The organism is Streptomyces sp. NPDC059861, from assembly GCF_042731435.1.
Taxonomy (GTDB): Bacteria; Actinomycetota; Actinomycetes; order Streptomycetales; family Streptomycetaceae; genus Streptomyces.
The window spans coordinates 33,898-51,019 of sequence record NZ_JBHWJQ010000035.1 but is presented as its reverse complement, the minus strand read 5'-3'; the positions used below and the strand labels follow the sequence as shown (position 1 = coordinate 51,019).

The following is a 17,122-nucleotide window of genomic DNA, read 5'->3' as shown; positions in this document are numbered from 1 at the left end:
CTAGTTCTTGGTGCCGTCCACGATGACCGGAGTGCCGTCGGAGCCGGTGCCGCACGGCACCGCGTAGACCGGGTTGGCCCTGGACGCTTCCTTGTAGGCCTCAAGGCACTGGTTGTAGAGCACCTTGTCGCTCAGCGACTGATCGATGATCTTGTTGGCGCGGGCGATGCCCTCCGCCTCGATCCGCTTGCGCTCGGCCTCGGCCTTGGCCGTACGCGCCGCCTCGGTGGCCCGCTGGGTGTCCTGCTCCTGCTGGATCTTCTTGTCGATCTGCTCCTGCAGCTTCTCCGAGGGCTTCACATTGCGCAGGTTGACGGCGGTGACGTCGATCCCGCGCGGTGCCAGGCGCTCCTTGATCAGGGCGGCGATCTCCGAGCTGATCTGCTCGCGGGCGGAGGCGTAGCCCTCCTCGCTGGTGTGCTGTGCGAAGACGTTGCGGATGATCTCGCGGCTGTCCGGCAGGACCAGCCGCTCCTGGACCGCCTCCTCGCTGCCCGCCAGCCGGTACAGCTCGACCGACTTCGCCGGCACGACGGCCCACTTGATGGTGACGTCCGCGTAGAGGACGCCGCCCTGGGAGGAGCGGACCTCGACGACGTCCTTGTCGTAGAGATTGAGGTCCACCGGGCGGGTGGAGAAGGACGTCACGTCGGTGAACGGTGACTTGAAGTGGATGCCCGAGGTCAGCGGCTTGCCGATCTTGCCGAAGGTCACCGGCACACCGACCTCGTAGGCGGTCACGACATGGAGGCAGGCGAAGACGCCGGCCAGCACGCCTGCCACGGCGCTGAGTGCCGCTCCCAGCTTCCAGCCTCCCTCGGCGCGGGCACGGCCGATGAGAAAGGCGACGATCGCCGCTATGAGCAGCAGGATGGACAGCACGAACACGGTTCTCCCCCTCCGGAACACGGTTCCGCGCCTCTCCCCGGGCGCGGTCGGCAGCGCAGCTTAGCTTTCGACTGATCGCGCCGGGGGGATACCAGGTGAACGGCCGCCCGGACATATGTCCTGATCGTGCGACGCCTACGGGATGCCCAGTTCGAAGAGCGCGAAGTGCGCGTACCAGCCCGACGCCGGGGCCGCGGTCGCGAAGAAGACGGTCAGTACCGGCCATGACAGCCGGCTCATCGCGGCGGCCGGGGCGAGGAGGAGGGGGAAGCAGGGGAGCAGGTAGCGCGAGGTGTTGCCGAAGATCTGCTGGGTGCCCAGGACGCTGACGATGCTGGCGAGGGTGTAGGCGACCAGCACCAGTGGCGGCCGCTTGCGCAGCATCAGCACGACCAGGAACGGCAGCGCCAGCACCAGTTGGACGGCGAGCAGGTCGGGCACGGAGAACGCGAAGATGTAGTCGTGCTTCCCGATCGCCGTGTTGCCCAGCACGTCGAGGGTGTACGCGCCGAAGTCGAAGAAGTGCAGCCACCCGTCGCGCTGGAGCGTGAAGTACGCCGTCAGCTCGCCCATGCTGAGCCCGACCCAGGCGACATAGGTGAGCAGACCGAGCGGCGCGGCGCACATGGCGTAGACCGGCCCCGCCACGCCGTGCTTGGCCCGGCCCTCCCGCCGGGCCAGCGTGACCAGCGCGGCGAGCCCCACGGCACCGATGAGCGCGGCGGACGTGGGCCGGTTCAGGCCGGCCACGAAGGCGAGCAGCCCGGCGGCCACCCAGCGGCCCTTCATCACGCAGTAGCAGCACCAGGCGGCGATCGCCACGAACACGGACTCCGAGTACACCGCCCACTCGACGCCCGAGCCGGGTGCCACCGCCCACAGACCCGCGGCGATGGTGCCCGCCCGGGCGCCGGCGAGCAGCGAGATCACGGCGTAGACACCGGCGGCCGCGACGAAGGAGGCGATCACCGAGACCAGGATCCCGGACCCGTACAGCCCGAGCCCGGTCACCTCGGAGGTGCCACGGATCAGGCCGGGATAGAGGGGGAAGAACGCGACGGAGTTCTGCTCGACCGTGAACATCCCGCCGGGGTCGAGCCGCCGCAGCGGCCCGGGGTCGTACCCCTTCTCGGCGACCTGGAGATACCACCAGCCGTCCCAGGTGGCGAGTACGTCCCACCAGTGGGCGCCGCCGCCGAAGCGGGGGTTCTTCTCCCGGTACTCGCCGGAGGCCATCAGCAGAATGGCGAAGACGACGGTACCGACCAGCTTGGTGGCGCCATAGAGGAGCAGGGGAGCGCCGTACGGCCGTAGTCCGTCCGGCACCCTGAGGGGCCGGGAGAGCCGCGGTATCCGGGACAGCGGTATCCGTGACGTACGGGGCCGCTCCGCGCCGGCGTCGCCGGACTCGGTGGAATCCGTCGCCTCGGAACTGGCAGCCGTGCTCATGACTGTGGTCCCCCTCCGGCCCGATCACCGGGCCCCGGGCGGGGCATCACAGTCCGGATGATCGCGAAACATCTGCCATAAGATCCCCACAGCGTCGCACATGTGTGCAAGCCCGCGGGGGCCGGGTTCGGCCGGGGTCGGCCGAACAGGATGTTTGGCGTGGTCAGTGCCGCCCGGTGGGCGCCGGGCATTTGTTTTGACCGCAGCGTATGCGGTAGGTACGCTCAGACCTTGTGCCTGGGGTGTGCCCTGGCTTCCGTGCGTGTCTTCAACCGCATGGGGAGTCCGAGAGCGGCCACCGTAATCTGCGCTTTCTTCTGCCTCGCGGTGGGGGTCCGCCGGATTCGACACACCCGACCGCGTGGGTCGGCGACGTTCCAGGTTAGCTGTACCTATCGGCACACAGAAACCGGAGAAGTAGTGCCTACGATCCAGCAGCTGGTCCGTAAGGGCCGGCAGGACAAGGTCGAGAAGAACAAGACGCCCGCACTCGAGGGTTCCCCTCAGCGCCGGGGCGTCTGCACGCGTGTGTTCACGACCACCCCGAAGAAGCCGAACTCGGCCCTGCGTAAGGTCGCGCGTGTGCGTCTGACCAGCGGGATCGAGGTCACTGCTTACATTCCGGGTGAGGGACACAACCTGCAGGAGCACTCCATCGTGCTCGTGCGCGGCGGCCGTGTGAAGGACCTGCCGGGTGTTCGCTACAAGATCATCCGTGGCTCGCTCGACACCCAGGGTGTCAAGAACCGCAAGCAGGCCCGCAGCCGCTACGGCGCCAAGAAGGAGAAGTAAGAATGCCTCGTAAGGGCCCCGCCCCGAAGCGCCCGGTCATCATCGACCCGGTTTACGGCTCCCCTCTGGTGACCTCCCTGATCAACAAGGTGCTGCTGAACGGCAAGCGCTCCACCGCCGAGCGCATCGTGTACGGCGCCATGGAGGGTCTGCGTGAGAAGACGGGCAACGACCCGATCATCACGCTGAAGCGCGCGCTGGAGAACATCAAGCCGACCCTCGAAGTCAAGTCCCGCCGCGTCGGCGGTGCGACGTACCAGGTGCCGATCGAGGTCAAGCCCGGTCGCGCCAACACGCTCGCGCTGCGCTGGCTCGTCGGTTACTCCCGCGCCCGTCGCGAGAAGACCATGACCGAGCGTCTCCTCAACGAGCTTCTCGACGCCTCGAACGGCCTCGGTGCGGCCGTGAAGAAGCGCGAGGACACCCACAAGATGGCCGAGTCCAACAAGGCCTTCGCGCACTACCGCTGGTAGTCGCAGACCCCATCGAGACCGAGAGAAGACTGAAGCCTTATGGCTACCACTTCACTTGACCTGGCCAAGGTCCGCAACATCGGGATCATGGCCCACATCGACGCGGGCAAGACGACCACCACCGAGCGGATCCTCTTCTACACCGGCGTCAGCTACAAGATCGGTGAGGTCCACGACGGCGCTGCCACAATGGACTGGATGGAGCAGGAGCAGGAGCGTGGCATCACGATCACCTCTGCTGCCACCACCTGTCACTGGCCGCTCGAGGACAACGACTACACCATCAACATCATCGACACCCCGGGGCACGTCGACTTCACCGTCGAGGTGGAGCGTTCGCTGCGCGTCCTCGACGGTGCCGTGACGGTGTTCGACGGTGTGGCCGGTGTCGAGCCGCAGTCCGAGACGGTGTGGCGTCAGGCCGACCGTTACGGCGTGCCGCGCATCTGCTTCGTCAACAAGCTGGACCGTACCGGCGCCGAGTTCCACCGCTGCGTGGACATGATCTCGGACCGCCTGGGCGCGCAGCCGCTCGTCATGCAGCTGCCGATCGGTGCCGAGGCCGACTTCAAGGGCGTTGTGGACCTGGTCCGCATGAAGGCGCTCGTGTGGTCCGCCGAGGCGGCGAAGGGCGAGATGTACGACGTCGTCGACATCCCGGCCACGCACACCGAGGCCGCCGAGGAGTGGCGCGGCAAGCTGGTCGAGGCCGTCGCGGAGAACGACGAAGAGGTCATGGAGCTGTACCTGGAGGGCGAGGAGCCCACCGAGGAGCAGCTGTACGCCGCGATCCGTCGCATCACCATCGCGTCCGGCAAGTCCGACGGCACCACGGTCACCCCGGTGTTCTGTGGCACCGCGTTCAAGAACAAGGGCGTCCAGCCCCTGCTCGACGCGGTCGTGCGCTACCTGCCGACCCCGCTGGACGTCGAGGCCATCGAGGGCCACGACGTCAAGGACTCCGAGGTCGTCGTCAAGCGCAAGCCGTCCGACGACGAGCCGCTGTCCGCGCTCGCCTTCAAGATCATGAGCGACCCGCACCTCGGCAAGCTCACCTTCGTCCGGATCTACTCCGGTCGCCTGGAGTCCGGCACCGCGGTGCTGAACTCGGTCAAGGGCAAGAAGGAGCGCATCGGCAAGATCTACCGCATGCACGCGAACAAGCGTGAGGAGATCGACTCGGTGGGCGCCGGCGACATCGTCGCCGTGATGGGCCTCAAGCAGACCACCACCGGTGAGACGCTGAGCGACGACAAGAACCCGGTCATCCTGGAGTCCATGGACTTCCCGGCGCCGGTCATCCAGGTCGCCATCGAGCCCAAGTCCAAGGGTGACCAGGAGAAGCTGGGTGTCGCCATCCAGCGTCTCGCGGAGGAGGACCCCTCCTTCCAGGTTCACTCGGACGAGGAGACCGGCCAGACCATCATCGGTGGTATGGGCGAGCTGCACCTCGAGGTGCTGGTCGACCGTATGCGCCGTGAGTTCAAGGTCGAGGCCAACGTCGGCAAGCCACAGGTCGCCTACCGTGAGACGATCCGCAAGGCCGTCGAGCGCGTGGACTACACCCACAAGAAGCAGACCGGTGGTACCGGTCAGTTCGCCAAGGTGCAGATCGCGATCGAGCCCATCGAGGGCGGCGACGCCTCGTACGAGTTCGTGAACAAGGTGACCGGTGGTCGCATCCCGAAGGAGTACATCCCTTCGGTCGACGCCGGTGCGCAGGAGGCCATGCAGTTCGGCATCCTCGCCGGCTACGAGATGACGGGCGTCCGCGTCACGCTTCTCGACGGTGCCTACCACGAGGTCGACTCCTCCGAACTCGCGTTCAAGATCGCCGGTTCGCAGGCCTTCAAGGAGGCCGCGCGCAAGGCCAGCCCCGTGCTGCTCGAGCCGATGATGGCCGTCGAGGTCACCACGCCCGAGGACTACATGGGTGAGGTCATCGGCGACATCAACTCCCGCCGTGGTCAGATCCAGGCCATGGAGGAGCGGGCCGGTGCCCGCGTCGTGAAGGGCCTCGTGCCCCTTTCGGAGATGTTCGGCTACGTCGGGGACCTCCGCAGCAAGACGTCGGGTCGCGCAAGCTACTCGATGCAGTTCGACTCCTACGCCGAGGTTCCGCGGAACGTCGCCGAGGAGATCATCGCGAAGGCCAAGGGCGAGTAACGCACCGCGTTCATACGCCGTAGGCTTGACTCCGGAGCCTCACGGGGCATTCACCCGCAATCCCGGGTGAATGCCCGGGGCCCGGGACTTAACAGCAAAGATCACCTGGCGCCGATGAAGTAAGGCGTACAGAACCACTCCACAGGAGGACCCCAGTGGCGAAGGCGAAGTTCGAGCGGACTAAGCCGCACGTCAACATCGGCACCATCGGTCACATCGACCACGGTAAGACGACCCTCACGGCCGCCATTACCAAGGTGCTGCACGACGCGTACCCGGACCTGAACGAGGCCACCCCGTTCGACAACATCGACAAGGCGCCGGAAGAGCGTCAGCGTGGTATCACCATCTCCATCGCGCACGTCGAGTACCAGACCGAGGCGCGTCACTACGCCCACGTCGACTGCCCTGGTCACGCGGACTACATCAAGAACATGATCACCGGTGCCGCGCAGATGGACGGCGCGATCCTGGTGGTCGCCGCCACCGACGGCCCGATGCCGCAGACCAAGGAGCACGTGCTCCTGGCCCGCCAGGTCGGCGTGCCGTACATCGTGGTCGCCCTGAACAAGGCCGACATGGTGGACGACGAGGAGATCCTGGAGCTCGTCGAGCTCGAGGTCCGTGAGCTGCTCTCCGAGTACGAGTTCCCGGGCGACGACCTGCCGGTCGTCAAGGTCTCCGCGCTCAAGGCCCTCGAGGGCGAGCAGGAGTGGGTCGACTCCGTCCTCAACCTGATGAAGGCTGTCGACGAGTCCGTCCCGCAGCCCGAGCGTGACGTCGACAAGCCGTTCCTGATGCCGATCGAGGACGTCTTCACGATCACCGGTCGCGGTACGGTCGTCACCGGCCGTATCGAGCGTGGTGTCCTCAAGGTCAACGAGACCGTCGACATCATCGGCATCAAGACCGAGAAGACCACCACCACGGTCACCGGCATCGAGATGTTCCGCAAGCTGCTCGACGAGGGCCAGGCCGGTGAGAACGTCGGTCTGCTGCTCCGCGGCATCAAGCGCGAGGACGTCGAGCGCGGCCAGTGCATCATCAAGCCGGGCTCTGTCACCCCGCACACCGAGTTCGAGGCCCAGGCCTACATCCTGTCGAAGGACGAGGGTGGTCGTCACACCCCCTTCTTCAACAACTACCGCCCGCAGTTCTACTTCCGTACGACTGACGTGACCGGTGTCGTGCACCTCCCCGAGGGCACCGAGATGGTCATGCCGGGCGACAACACCGAAATGCGCGTCGAGCTGATCCAGCCCGTCGCCATGGAGGAGGGCCTGAAGTTCGCCATCCGTGAGGGTGGCCGGACCGTGGGCGCCGGCCAGGTCACCAAGATCGTCAAGTAAGTTCCGCTTGCTTGAAGGTCGCCTGACCTGAAAAGGCCTGAAGGGGCCCGTACGACTTCGGTCGTACGGGCCCCTTTGCCGTACCCGGCCTGGTCGAACACATCAGAGGGTTGTCCCGAGCCTGAGTGAAAACTGGTCGAACACTGTGCGGCGGAATGGCGAGGGTTGCGGCAACTTCCCTGTGCGCCCTGGGGAATTGTTCTCTTCTGTCCTCGTGGGGCGGAAAGTGCCGACGTAGCGTGAAACCGTCGTTCAGTGGCCGTCGGGCCCCGAGTCTCTCCCGAGGATGGCTAGGACTCCTGATGCAGGGTGCGCGCAGCGGATTGTCGATACCTATGCCGGTCGCGGTGGCCGAACGTCCGCCACAGCCGCTGGGCGCGCCGAAGGTGGACACCTCGGCTCGCGGTGCCCGACGGCAGCGGCCCCGGCTCTACGTCGTCGACGGCATCCGTCTCGCCGCCGCCCTGATGGTGGTCCTGCACCACTTCGTCGGCACCCGCCGGGCGAACGAGGCCGGCAACATCATCTGGGACCGCCCGGTGTCGGAGCTGATGCCGAGCGTGTTCCGCGTCGCCTCCTTCGGCTGGATAGGCGTCGAGATCTTCTTCGTGATCAGCGGCTTCGTGATCTGCATGTCGTGCTGGGGCCGCACGCCGAAGGACTTCTTCGTCTCGCGCGTGATCCGCCTCTACCCCGCGTACTGGTTCGCCGTCCTCTTCACGACGGCCGTGCTGGTGCTGCTGCCGGGGGTGCAGGAGCGGCTGCGGCTGCGGGAGATCCTCTTCAACCTGACGATGCTGCAGTCCGGTTCCAAGATCCCGAACGTCGACCCCGTGTACTGGACGCTCTGGTCGGAGCTCCGCTTCTACCTGCTGTTCCTCGTCGTCGTCGCCATGGGCCTGACGTACCGCCGGGTCGTCGTGTTCTGCTGCGTCTGGGGCGCCGCGGCGATGCTGGCGCCGATCTCCAAGTTCCCGCTGCTGACGCTGGTCGCCGACCCGAGCGCCGCCTGGTACTTCATCGCCGGTCTGGCCCTCTACCTCATGCACCGCTTCGGCCAGGACCTCCTCCTGTGGGGCATCCTCGCGATGTCCTGGCTGATGGGCCAGCTGGAGCTGGGGGAGCGGGTCGAGTACGAGCAGGTCAGCAGCTGGCGTGGCGCGGTCGTCATCTTCACCGTGTTCATGCTGGTGATGGTGGCCGTCGCCCTCGGCTGGACCGACCGCATCCGCTGGAAGTGGCTGGTGACGGCGGGTTGCCTGACGTACCCGCTCTACCTCATGCACTACCTCGCGGGCATAGTCCTCATCCACCACCTCCGCGGCACGATGGACCCCCGCCTCCTGGTCGCGACGCTGATCGCAGGGTTCCTGGTGCTGAGCTGGCTGGTGCACCGTTTCGTGGAACGGCCGGTGGCGCGGGCGCTGAAGAACGGGCTGGAGTCGTCGTTCGTACGGTTGCGGAGTTTCCAGCGGGCGGCGTGATCAGGCCGGGTCCGGGTGCCTCGTGCAGGTGCCCTGCGCCACCCGGTTGTGGCCTGGCGCTCGCGCCGGCCCGGCCGCGGTGACCGGCCGTGGCGAAGCCCTGCTGGGTTCCCTCGGTGACCGGGAAGCCGATGGAGCAGCGTCCGCTGTTGTCGATGTAGTACGCCTCGCCGCCGCGCAGGTCGTACAGCGCGCGGGGCCGCTCGGCCGTCGTCCCGATCCGGGCGAGCGAGCCGTCGACGCCCGCCGCGCCCAGCAGGGCGCGCGCGGCGGCCGGACGTACCGCCTGCGCGACGACGGCGTTGCCGCGCACGTCGACATACCAGACGGGCGCGTCGGTGGTGCCCCGCCGCTGGGACGCCCGGTCCAGGCGGGCCTTGGCGGCGTCCCGGTCGGGGAGGGAGTGGCGGACGACCGTGGCCTTCGCGCCCCGTTCCGCCGCTCGGACCATGAGGCGCAGGTCGACACGCGGGCGTCGGGCAGGACATCCGCCAGCCGGTCCACCAGGGCGCCCAGCCTCGTGAGACTCCCGGCGTCGGCGATGGCCCGGACCGTCCTGAGATGTCGCAGCTCCAGCTCCATGAGCCGAGCGTGCGGCGGGGGAGGGGCGGGGCCAAGGGGTTGGTACAGACCAGTTGAAGCGTCTCCCGGTGCTCGGTCCCGCTCGACCCGGCCGTTGGTCCGGGTGGACGCGCCGAGCGCGGGGCACGTGTCCTGAACGCGCGGGGCGGGTAGGCCGTACCAGCGGTCGGGCCGGAGGAACCGGATGAAAGGGAGCCCGTGACGAAGCGACGCGACGAGACCAGGACGACGGACACGCTGGACCGCCTCCGCGCGGAGATCGAGGACCGCAACCCCGCGCAGCCGGAGTTCCTCCAGGCCGTCGCCGAGGTGCTGGACACGCTGGCACCGGTGCTGGCGGACCGCCCGGAGTACGCGGAGCCGGGGCTGGTGGAGCGGCTGTGCGAGCCGGAGCGGCAGATCATCTTCCGGGTCCCGTGGCAGGACGACCGGGGCCGGGTGCACGTCAACCGGGGCTTTCGCGTGGAGTTCAACAGCGCGCTCGGCCCGTACAAGGGCGGCCTGCGCTTCCACCCCTCGGTGAACCTCGGCATCGTCAAGTTCCTGGGCTTCGAGCAGATCTTCAAGAACGCGCTGACCGGCCTCGGCATCGGCGGGGGAAAGGGCGGCAGCGACTTCGATCCGAGGGGACGCAGCGACGCGGAGGTCATGCGGTTCTGCCAGTCCTTCATGACCGAACTGCACCGCCACATCGGCGCACACACGGACGTGCCGGCGGGTGACATCGGCGTCGGCGGCCGGGAGATCGGCTATCTCTTCGGCCAGTACCGCCGCATCACCAACCGCTGGGAGGCCGGCGTCCTCACCGGCAAGGGCCCGGGCTGGGGCGGCTCGCTGATCCGCCCGGAGGCGACGGGGTACGGCAACGTCCTGTTCACGGCGGCGATGCTGCGGGAGCGCGGCGAGGACCTGGAGGGCCAGTCCGTGGTCGTGTCGGGCTCCGGGAACGTGGCGGTCCACACCATCGAGAAGCTGACGGCTCTCGGCGCCAACCCGATCACCTGCTCGGACTCCTCCGGCTACGTGGTCGACGAGAAGGGTGTCGACCTGGACCTGCTGCGGCAGGTCAAGGAGGTGGAGCGGGCCCGGATCGGCACGTACGCGCAGCGCCGGGGCGCCTCGGCGCGCTTCGTGCCGGGCGGCCGGGTCTGGGAGGTTCCGGCCGACGTCGCCCTGCCGTCCGCGACCCAGAACGAACTGGACGGGAACGACGCCGCGGCCCTGATCCGCAACGGCGTGAAGGCCGTCTCGGAGGGCGCGAACATGCCGGCGACCCCGGAGGCGGTCCAGCTGTTCCAGCGGTCCGGGGTCGCCTTCGGCCCCGCCAAGGCGGCGAACGCCGGCGGCGTGGCGGTCAGCGCCCTGGAGATGGCCCAGAACGCGTCCCGTACGGCCTGGCCGGCGGTCCGCGTCGAGGAGGAACTCGCCCGCGTCATGGCCGACATCCACACCACCTGCCGCGAGACCGCCGCCCGCTACGGCAGCCCCGGCGACTACGTGACGGGCGCGAACATCGCGGGCTTCGAGCGGGTGGCGGAGGCGATGGTCGCGCAGGGGGTCATCTGAGACGCGGAAGGACCAGGTGGTGCGGCCGCCCGCTTCGGGCGGTGTCAGATGCGGTGGACCGTGTGCAGCTTCGTCGCGTACGTGCCCGTGCCGTCCAGGAGTGACGCGCCGCCCAGGTCGGACATCGTGGGGCCGTTGACCGTCTTGCGGCTGGAGAGGAAGCGGCGGCCGCCCGCCGTGTCGTTCCCGAGGTAGATCCCGACGTGGTCGACCGTGACCGTGGCGTTGTCGTCGCCGGAGTCGGCGTTGAACAGGACCAGGTCGCCGGGCTGGAGCAGGGGCGCGGGGGGCGGGTTCGTACCGTCGGTGCGGTCGACTCGGACGCCGGGCGCGTGGTCGGCCATGTCGCGGGACCTGCGGGGTATCCGGGTGCCGGAGGTGTCCTGGCCGGCGGCCAGCGGTACGCCCAGGTGGAAGCCGTACACCATCCGTGTGTAGCCCGAGCAGTCCAGGTTGCCCGCCTGCTTGCTGGACGGCCCGGTGTGGGTGCCGTGGGGGAAGGTCCAGCCGAGGTTCATGTACTCGTGGAAGTCGGCGCCCTCGTAGCGGTTGCCCTGCGGGTCCAGGTAGCCGTACCCGGACTCGCCGAGGACCTGTGCGCCTTCGGCCGGTCCGGAGCCGGCGGTGACCGCGGGCGCGCCAGGGAGGAACATCGCCGCGTGGGCCAGGACGTCCGGCGCGGTGGAGCCGGCCCAGCCGCGGACGGTCTTCTCGACCTCCGGCGTCCAGGTGCCGTCGAAGGGCTCCGGCAGTACGCGCACCCAGTCGCGGTGGGTGACCGCCGGCGGCGTCGCCCAGTTCGCGGCGCTCACCTCGAAGTGGCCGACGAGCAGCCTGACCGGCAGGTTGGTGCAGCCGTCGTTGGCCAGCGCGCGCAGGCCCACCCGGCCCTTGCCGAAGGTGGCGTCGGTGACGTCGGTGGCCCAGCCGGAGGGCTCCGCGGCGGCCGAGCGCCAGGCCTTGACGCGGATACGGCTGCCCTCGCGGCGGACCCGGATCGTCCAGTCGGTGCCCGCGGGGACGCCGGTGGCGAGGGTGACGGCGGAGGTCAGCTGGGTGACCGTGTCGGCGACCTCCTTCTCGACCCGCAGTTCGACCGTGCCGGTGGTGAGGAAGGAGAGCCGGGCCCGGTAGTTGTTGTGGGTGTCCTGGTAGCCGAAGGACAGCGCGTAGGAGCAGGCCTGGCCGACGGGCACCTTGTCGAACCGGGCCACGGAGCGGACGTCCACGTCCGTGATCTCGCCGTCCCGGACGGTCGCGTGCCGGCTGGCGTAGTCGGTGGTCAGGGCGATGACGCCGGTACCGGGCAGCACCGAGTAGTCCGGGTCGGCGGGGCCGAGGGTGGACCAGCTGCCGCCGCCGGGGGAGTTGCCCCAGGAGTCCTGCAGCGTGCGCCCGAAGTCGTCGGCGAAGGGCTTCTTGTTCTCCGTGAAGGTCCGCTCCGGGCCCGGCAGTACGACGGTCCGGGCCCCGTGCGTCAGCAGCGCGACGCGCCGGCCCGCCGAGGTCGCCTCGGTGCGGGCCGGGGTGCCCGGCAGCACGGTCGCGGTGAGTGGCGTGCCCAGCGTCACCTGCGTGAAGTAGGACGCGTCCAGCGGCGGCAGCGTCACCGTGGAACGGCCCGAGGTCGGACCCGCCGGCACGGCGAACGGCTCGACGGCGTGCACCGGTCCGGCGGCCCGCGCCGGGGTGGCGGCCAGAGCACCGAGCGGGACGGAGGCGGCAGAGGCGGCGAGGGTGGCGAGCAGGCTGCGCCGGGAAGGGATCGACATGCCGACCATGATCACGCCAGGCGGGCCGCGGAAGACAGCCGTCCGCGTGATCGGCCCGAAGGGCGGCGGCGCCGGGGCCTTTCGCGGGACGGAACCTGATCGGCGTAGCGGCCCGCGGCAGCGGAGGCCGGACGCGTGGGTCGCGGCTTACGGTCCCCGTATGAAGCGGACCCCCGCGTGAAGCCCAAGGCGGGCGTCGGGCTCACCTCGGCCATGGTGGTGCTCACGCTGACGACCGGCATGATCGAGGCCGTCAGCTTTCTCGTGCTGGGCCCGACCTTCACGGCCGTGCAGACCGGCAACCTCCTCTTCCTCGCCTTCGCGCTCATCGGCGCGGCCGAGCTCTCACCGGCCGCGGCGGGGGTCTCCCTCGCCGGCTTCGTGGTCGGCGCGGTGGCCGGCTCCCTGTTCGAGGCCTACGTGGACATCCACGGCCGCCGTTGGTTCGTGCCCGGCCTGACCACCGAGGCGCTGCTCCTGGGGTGCGGCGGCCTGGTCGCGTGGCGGATCAGCGCCGACGAGCCGGGCGGACCCGTCACCGGCCACCATCTGCTCGTGATCGCCCTGGTGGCCGCGGCCATGGGCGTACGCAACGTCACCACCATGCGGGTACAGGTCCCGGACGTGCCCACCACTGTGTCCACGCGCCCGCTCACCGCACTCCTCGGCGGGCTCGTCCCGGCCGCTGACCGCCGCATCGGCTCCGGCCCGCGTGTCGAGGGCCGCCGCTTCGTCTCGGTGGGCGCGATGTTCGCGGGCGGCCTGCTGGGCGCCTGGCTCCTGCACGAGGCGGTGCGCCCCGCGGTGCTCCTGCTGGTGCCCGCGGCGTCGGCCCTGGTACTGGGCGTGGTGTTCTGGGCGATGCCGCGACGGCGGACGTGGGAGCCGGACTGAGCGGGGCCGCGCCCGGGGTTGGGCGGCTTCCGGTGCTCCGGGCCAGGGTTTGACCTGCGTCACCCTCGGGGTATTCTCTCCGGCTCGATTGGCGTCGGCAGTGCCCCATATGGCAGACTGTCCGAGTTGCTCGGTCGAGTGTTGATGCTGTGCGCCTCCCGCCGGGAGGACCGGAAGCGAGTCCCACAGTACTCGTCGTCCCCATGCGGGGCGGACGTACGGGAATCTTCCGGGAAGTGTCAGTGCGGCACCGACCAGGCACCCGGTGGGCCTCTCGCCCCCGGTTCACGGTTCCGGCAGGGCTGTGTGCGATCCCGCAGGGATGTTCGAACAAGGGACATCTTTGTCAGCGAGACTGCGACACGCCCGACCGCGTGGGTCGGAGAAGAGGACGGGAACACCGGGTTCCAGAGCTGTAGAGAGACAGGACTACGAAGTAGCCATGGCGGGACAGAAGATCCGCATCCGGCTCAAGGCCTACGACCACGAGGTCATCGACTCCTCGGCGAAGAAGATCGTCGAGACGGTGACCCGCACTGGTGCGTCGGTCGCGGGCCCGGTGCCGCTGCCCACTGAGAAGAACGTGTACTGCGTCATCAAGTCGCCGCACAAGTACAAGGACTCGCGCGAGCACTTCGAGATGCGCACGCACAAGCGCCTGATCGACATCCTCGACCCGACGCCCAAGACCGTTGACTCCCTGATGCGACTCGACCTCCCGGCCGGTGTCGACATCGAGATCAAGCTCTGAGGCCGGTGATCTGAGAGATGGCTAAGCAGATCAAGGGCATCCTGGGCGAGAAGCTCGGCATGACGCAGGTGTGGGACGAGAACAACCGTGTTGTTCCGGTCACCGTCGTCAAGGCCGGCCCCAACGTCGTCACCCAGGTCCGCACGAACGACGCCGACGGCTACGAGTCCGTCCAGATCGCGTTCGGCGAGATCGACCCGCGCAAGGTGAACAAGCCCCTCAAGGGCCACTTCGCCAAGGCCGACGTCACTCCCCGCCGCCACCTCGTCGAGATCCGTACCGCTGACGCCGGCGAGTACACCCTCGGCCAGGAGATCACCGCCGAGGTGTTCGAGGCCGGCATCAAGGTCGACGTGACCGGCAAGAGCAAGGGCAAGGGCTTCGCCGGTGTCATGAAGCGTCACAACTTCAAGGGCCTCGGCGCCGGACACGGCACCCAGCGCAAGCACCGCTCGCCCGGTTCCATCGGTGGCTGCGCCACCCCGGGCCGCGTGTTCAAGGGCCTCCGCATGGCGGGTCGCATGGGCAACGAGCGGGTCACCACCCAGAACCTGACCGTCCACGCCGTTGACGCGGAGAAGGGTCTGCTGCTCATCAAGGGCGCGGTTCCCGGTCCGAACGGCGGCCTCGTCCTGGTCCGCACCGCGGCCAAGGGGGCCTGAGGTAACCGATGAGCACTGTTGACATCCTTTCGCCGGCGGGCGACAAGGCCGGTTCCGTCGAGCTCCCCGCGGAGATCTTCGGCGTTGAGAAGGTCAGCATTCCGCTGATCCACCAGGTCGTCGTCGCACAGCTGGCCGCTGCCCGTCAGGGCACGCACAAGACCAAGACCCGCGGTGAAGTCCGTGGTGGCGGCAGGAAGCCGTACCGCCAGAAGGGCACCGGTCGCGCCCGCCAGGGTTCGACCCGCGCGCCGCAGTTCGCCGGCGGTGGCGTCGTCCACGGCCCGCAGCCGCGTGACTACTCGCAGCGGACCCCGAAGAAGATGAAGGCTGCCGCTCTGCGTCACGCCCTCACCGACCGGGCCCGCCACAACCGCATCCACGTCGTCTCCGGCGTCGTCGAGGGTGAGAACCCGTCGACGAAGGCCGCCCGGACGCTGTTCGGCAAGATCTCGGAGCGCAAGAACCTGCTCCTGGTCGTCGACCGCGCCGACGAGGCCGCGTGGCTGTCCGCCCGCAACCTGCCCCAGGTCCACATCCTGGAGCCGGGCCAGCTGAACACGTACGACGTTCTCGTCTCGGACGACGTGGTCTTCACCAAGGCCGCCTTCGAGTCCTTCGTGTCCGGCCCGAAGGCCACTGACACCGAAGGGAGCGAGGCCTGATGGCTACGCGTCACCCGAGCATCGCCTCCAAGGCGGCCAAGGTCGCCAAGGCCGCGCGCGTCGCCAAGGCGCGCCGCCACGAGGCCGAGGGCAAGAACACCGTCGTCACCCCGGCGAGCAAGGCCTTCACGGACCCCCGTGACGTCCTGCTCAAGCCGGTCGTGTCCGAGAAGAGCTACGCGCTTCTCGACGAGGGCAAGTACACGTTCATCGTGGCCCCGAACGCCAACAAGACCCAGATCAAGCAGGCCGTCCAGGCGGTCTTCTCGGTCAAGGTCACCGGCGTGAACACGATCAACCGCCAGGGCAAGCGCAAGCGGACCCGCACCGGCTTCGGCCAGCGCGCGGGTACCAAGCGCGCGATCGTGACCCTCGCCGAGGGCGACCGTATCGACATCTTCGGCGGTCCGACCTCCTGACGGAGGTCCGGATCGTCCGATATCGGACGAGGACTGAGAAATGGGAATCCGCAAGTACAAGCCGACGACTCCGGGCCGTCGTGGCTCCAGCGTCGCCGACTTCGTCGAGGTCACGCGGTCCACGCCGGAGAAGTCGCTGGTTCGCCCGCTGCACAGCAAGGGCGGCCGTAACAACGCCGGTCGTGTGACCGTTCGCCACCAGGGTGGCGGACACAAGCGCGCCTACCGAGTGATCGACTTCCGTCGTCACGACAAGGACGGCGTGCCGGCGAAGGTCGCGCACATCGAGTACGACCCCAACCGCACCGCGCGTATCGCGCTGCTGCACTACGCCGACGGCGAGAAGCGCTACATTCTCGCCCCGCGCAACCTGCAGCAGGGTGACCGCGTCGAGAACGGTCCCGGGGCCGACATCAAGCCGGGCAACAACCTGGCCCTCCGCAACATCCCGGTCGGTACCACGATCCACGCGATCGAGCTCCGTCCCGGTGGCGGTGCCAAGTTCGCCCGCTCCGCCGGTGCCTCCGTGCAGCTGCTCGCGAAGGAGGGCTCGATGGCCCACCTCCGCATGCCGTCCGGAGAGATCCGCCTGGTCGACGTGCGCTGCCGCGCCACCGTCGGCGAGGTCGGCAACGCCGAGCAGTCGAACATCAACTGGGGTAAGGCGGGCCGTAAGCGCTGGCTGGGCGTTCGCCCGACCGTGCGTGGTGTGGTCATGAACCCGGTCGACCACCCGCACGGTGGTGGTGAGGGACGTACCTCCGGTGGACGCCACCCGGTGTCCCCGTGGGGCAAGAAGGAAGGCCGTACTCGTTCGCCCAAGAAGGCGTCGAACAAGTACATCGTCCGCCGCCGCAAGACGAACAAGAAGCGCTAAGGACGGGTTGAGATGCCTCGTAGCTTGAAGAAGGGGCCCTTCGTCGACGACCACCTGCTGAAGAAGGTGGACGCCCAGAACGAAGCCGGCACCAAGAACGTCATCAAGACCTGGTCCCGTCGCTCGATGATCGTGCCGGCCATGCTCGGTCACACGCTCGCGGTGCACAACGGCAAGACCCACATCCCGGTGTTCGTCACCGAGTCGATGGTCGGCCACAAGCTCGGCGAGTTCTCGCCGACGCGCACCTTCCGGGGCCACGTCAAGGACGACCGGAAGTCGAAGCGCCGCTAACGCGGATCGCATTCAGACAAAGAAACCTGAAAGGGACAA

16 protein-coding genes and 1 pseudogene are annotated in these 17,122 nt (G+C 68.6%); 13 read left to right on the top strand and 4 right to left on the bottom strand.

Annotation, left to right across the window (positions count from 1 at the left end; translation table 11 throughout):
* Positions 1 to 888, bottom strand: coding sequence for a prohibitin family protein (locus tag ACFV6X_RS27035; RefSeq protein WP_385387557.1), 888 nt, complete (start codon positions 886 to 888; stop codon positions 1 to 3).
* Between the two features lie 135 nt (positions 889 to 1,023).
* Complete coding sequence (locus ACFV6X_RS27030; protein ID WP_385387556.1) at positions 1,024 to 2,337, bottom strand: hypothetical protein; 1,314 nt, start codon at positions 2,335 to 2,337, stop codon at positions 1,024 to 1,026.
* A 420-nt stretch (positions 2,338 to 2,757) separates the two neighbouring features.
* On the opposite strand from ACFV6X_RS27030, the gene rpsL reads away from it, so the two are divergent.
* From rpsL to ACFV6X_RS27005, 5 genes are all read left to right on the top strand, one after another.
* Positions 2,758 to 3,129 (top strand): 30S ribosomal protein S12, encoded by a 372-nt coding sequence (gene rpsL, locus ACFV6X_RS27025; protein WP_003948652.1) that lies wholly within the window; start codon positions 2,758 to 2,760, stop codon positions 3,127 to 3,129.
* A 2-nt stretch (positions 3,130 to 3,131) separates the two neighbouring features.
* Positions 3,132 to 3,602, top strand: a complete 471-nt coding sequence (rpsG, locus tag ACFV6X_RS27020) for a 30S ribosomal protein S7 (protein ID WP_003992340.1) — start codon at positions 3,132 to 3,134, stop codon at positions 3,600 to 3,602.
* A gap of 39 nt (positions 3,603 to 3,641) precedes the next feature.
* On the top strand, positions 3,642 to 5,768 hold the full coding sequence (gene fusA / locus ACFV6X_RS27015; RefSeq protein ID WP_365451887.1) for an elongation factor G: 2,127 nt from the start codon (positions 3,642 to 3,644) through the stop codon (positions 5,766 to 5,768).
* A 155-nt stretch (positions 5,769 to 5,923) separates the two neighbouring features.
* Positions 5,924 to 7,117, top strand: a complete 1,194-nt coding sequence (tuf, locus tag ACFV6X_RS27010) for an elongation factor Tu (RefSeq protein ID WP_385387554.1) — start codon at positions 5,924 to 5,926, stop codon at positions 7,115 to 7,117.
* Positions 7,118 to 7,419: 302 nt separating this feature from the next.
* Positions 7,420 to 8,601, top strand: a complete 1,182-nt coding sequence (locus tag ACFV6X_RS27005) for an acyltransferase family protein (RefSeq protein WP_385387552.1) — start codon at positions 7,420 to 7,422, stop codon at positions 8,599 to 8,601.
* Between the two features lie 27 nt (positions 8,602 to 8,628).
* Here the strand turns inward: ACFV6X_RS27005 and ACFV6X_RS27000 are convergent.
* Positions 8,629 to 9,034: pseudogene (locus tag ACFV6X_RS27000) on the bottom strand (alpha-lytic protease prodomain-containing protein); the annotation flags it as partial.
* A 347-nt stretch (positions 9,035 to 9,381) separates the two neighbouring features.
* Here ACFV6X_RS27000 and gdhA point away from each other — a divergent pair.
* Complete coding sequence (gene gdhA / locus ACFV6X_RS26995; RefSeq protein ID WP_385387551.1) at positions 9,382 to 10,749, top strand: NADP-specific glutamate dehydrogenase; 1,368 nt, start codon at positions 9,382 to 9,384, stop codon at positions 10,747 to 10,749.
* A 44-nt stretch (positions 10,750 to 10,793) separates the two neighbouring features.
* Here gdhA and ACFV6X_RS26990 read toward each other — a convergent pair whose 3' ends face one another.
* The gene (locus ACFV6X_RS26990) at positions 10,794 to 12,521 is read right to left on the bottom strand and encodes an NlpC/P60 family protein (protein ID WP_385387549.1); all 1,728 of its coding nucleotides are present in this window, start codon (positions 12,519 to 12,521) and stop codon (positions 10,794 to 10,796) included.
* A gap of 177 nt (positions 12,522 to 12,698) precedes the next feature.
* Between ACFV6X_RS26990 and ACFV6X_RS26985 the strand changes: the two genes are divergently transcribed.
* From ACFV6X_RS26985 to rpsS, 7 genes are all read left to right on the top strand, one after another.
* Positions 12,699 to 13,415, top strand: coding sequence for a YoaK family protein (locus ACFV6X_RS26985; RefSeq protein WP_385387547.1), 717 nt, complete (start codon positions 12,699 to 12,701; stop codon positions 13,413 to 13,415).
* 442 nt (positions 13,416 to 13,857) lie between these two features.
* Positions 13,858 to 14,166: a 30S ribosomal protein S10 gene (rpsJ, locus tag ACFV6X_RS26980; protein ID WP_003948644.1), complete on the top strand. Its 309-nt coding sequence runs from the start codon at positions 13,858 to 13,860 to the stop codon at positions 14,164 to 14,166.
* Positions 14,167 to 14,183: 17 nt separating this feature from the next.
* Entirely contained in the window at positions 14,184 to 14,828 is a 645-nt protein-coding gene (rplC, locus tag ACFV6X_RS26975) for a 50S ribosomal protein L3 (protein WP_385387545.1), read from the top strand.
* Between the two features lie 8 nt (positions 14,829 to 14,836).
* Positions 14,837 to 15,493, top strand: coding sequence for a 50S ribosomal protein L4 (gene rplD / locus ACFV6X_RS26970; protein ID WP_365451871.1), 657 nt, complete (start codon positions 14,837 to 14,839; stop codon positions 15,491 to 15,493).
* Positions 15,493 to 15,912, top strand: coding sequence for a 50S ribosomal protein L23 (gene rplW, locus ACFV6X_RS26965; protein WP_365451869.1), 420 nt, complete (start codon positions 15,493 to 15,495; stop codon positions 15,910 to 15,912). The genes rplD and rplW overlap by 1 nt, the downstream gene beginning before the upstream one ends.
* A 40-nt stretch (positions 15,913 to 15,952) precedes the next feature.
* Positions 15,953 to 16,789, top strand: coding sequence for a 50S ribosomal protein L2 (gene rplB, locus ACFV6X_RS26960; RefSeq protein ID WP_217143312.1), 837 nt, complete (start codon positions 15,953 to 15,955; stop codon positions 16,787 to 16,789).
* A 12-nt stretch (positions 16,790 to 16,801) separates the two neighbouring features.
* Positions 16,802 to 17,083 carry a 30S ribosomal protein S19 gene (gene rpsS, locus ACFV6X_RS26955; RefSeq protein WP_356692142.1) on the top strand — a complete coding sequence of 94 codons (282 nt, stop codon included), beginning with the start codon at positions 16,802 to 16,804 and terminating at the stop codon, positions 17,081 to 17,083.
* The last annotated feature ends 39 nt before the right edge of the window (positions 17,084 to 17,122 follow it).

Coding starts and splice junctions, on each gene's coding strand:
- ACFV6X_RS27030 (WP_385387556.1), bottom strand. CDS start 2,337: ATGAGCACGGCTGCCAGTTCCGAGGCGACGGATTCCACCGAGTCCGGC.
- rpsG (WP_003992340.1), top strand. CDS start 3,132: ATGCCTCGTAAGGGCCCCGCCCCGAAGCGCCCGGTCATCATCGACCCG.
- fusA (WP_365451887.1), top strand. CDS start 3,642: ATGGCTACCACTTCACTTGACCTGGCCAAGGTCCGCAACATCGGGATC.
- ACFV6X_RS27005 (WP_385387552.1), top strand. CDS start 7,420: ATGCAGGGTGCGCGCAGCGGATTGTCGATACCTATGCCGGTCGCGGTG.
- ACFV6X_RS26990 (WP_385387549.1), bottom strand. CDS start 12,521: ATGTCGATCCCTTCCCGGCGCAGCCTGCTCGCCACCCTCGCCGCCTCT.
- rpsJ (WP_003948644.1), top strand. CDS start 13,858: ATGGCGGGACAGAAGATCCGCATCCGGCTCAAGGCCTACGACCACGAG.
- rplC (WP_385387545.1), top strand. CDS start 14,184: ATGGCTAAGCAGATCAAGGGCATCCTGGGCGAGAAGCTCGGCATGACG.
- rplD (WP_365451871.1), top strand. CDS start 14,837: ATGAGCACTGTTGACATCCTTTCGCCGGCGGGCGACAAGGCCGGTTCC.
- rplW (WP_365451869.1), top strand. CDS start 15,493: ATGGCTACGCGTCACCCGAGCATCGCCTCCAAGGCGGCCAAGGTCGCC.
- rplB (WP_217143312.1), top strand. CDS start 15,953: ATGGGAATCCGCAAGTACAAGCCGACGACTCCGGGCCGTCGTGGCTCC.
- rpsS (WP_356692142.1), top strand. CDS start 16,802: ATGCCTCGTAGCTTGAAGAAGGGGCCCTTCGTCGACGACCACCTGCTG.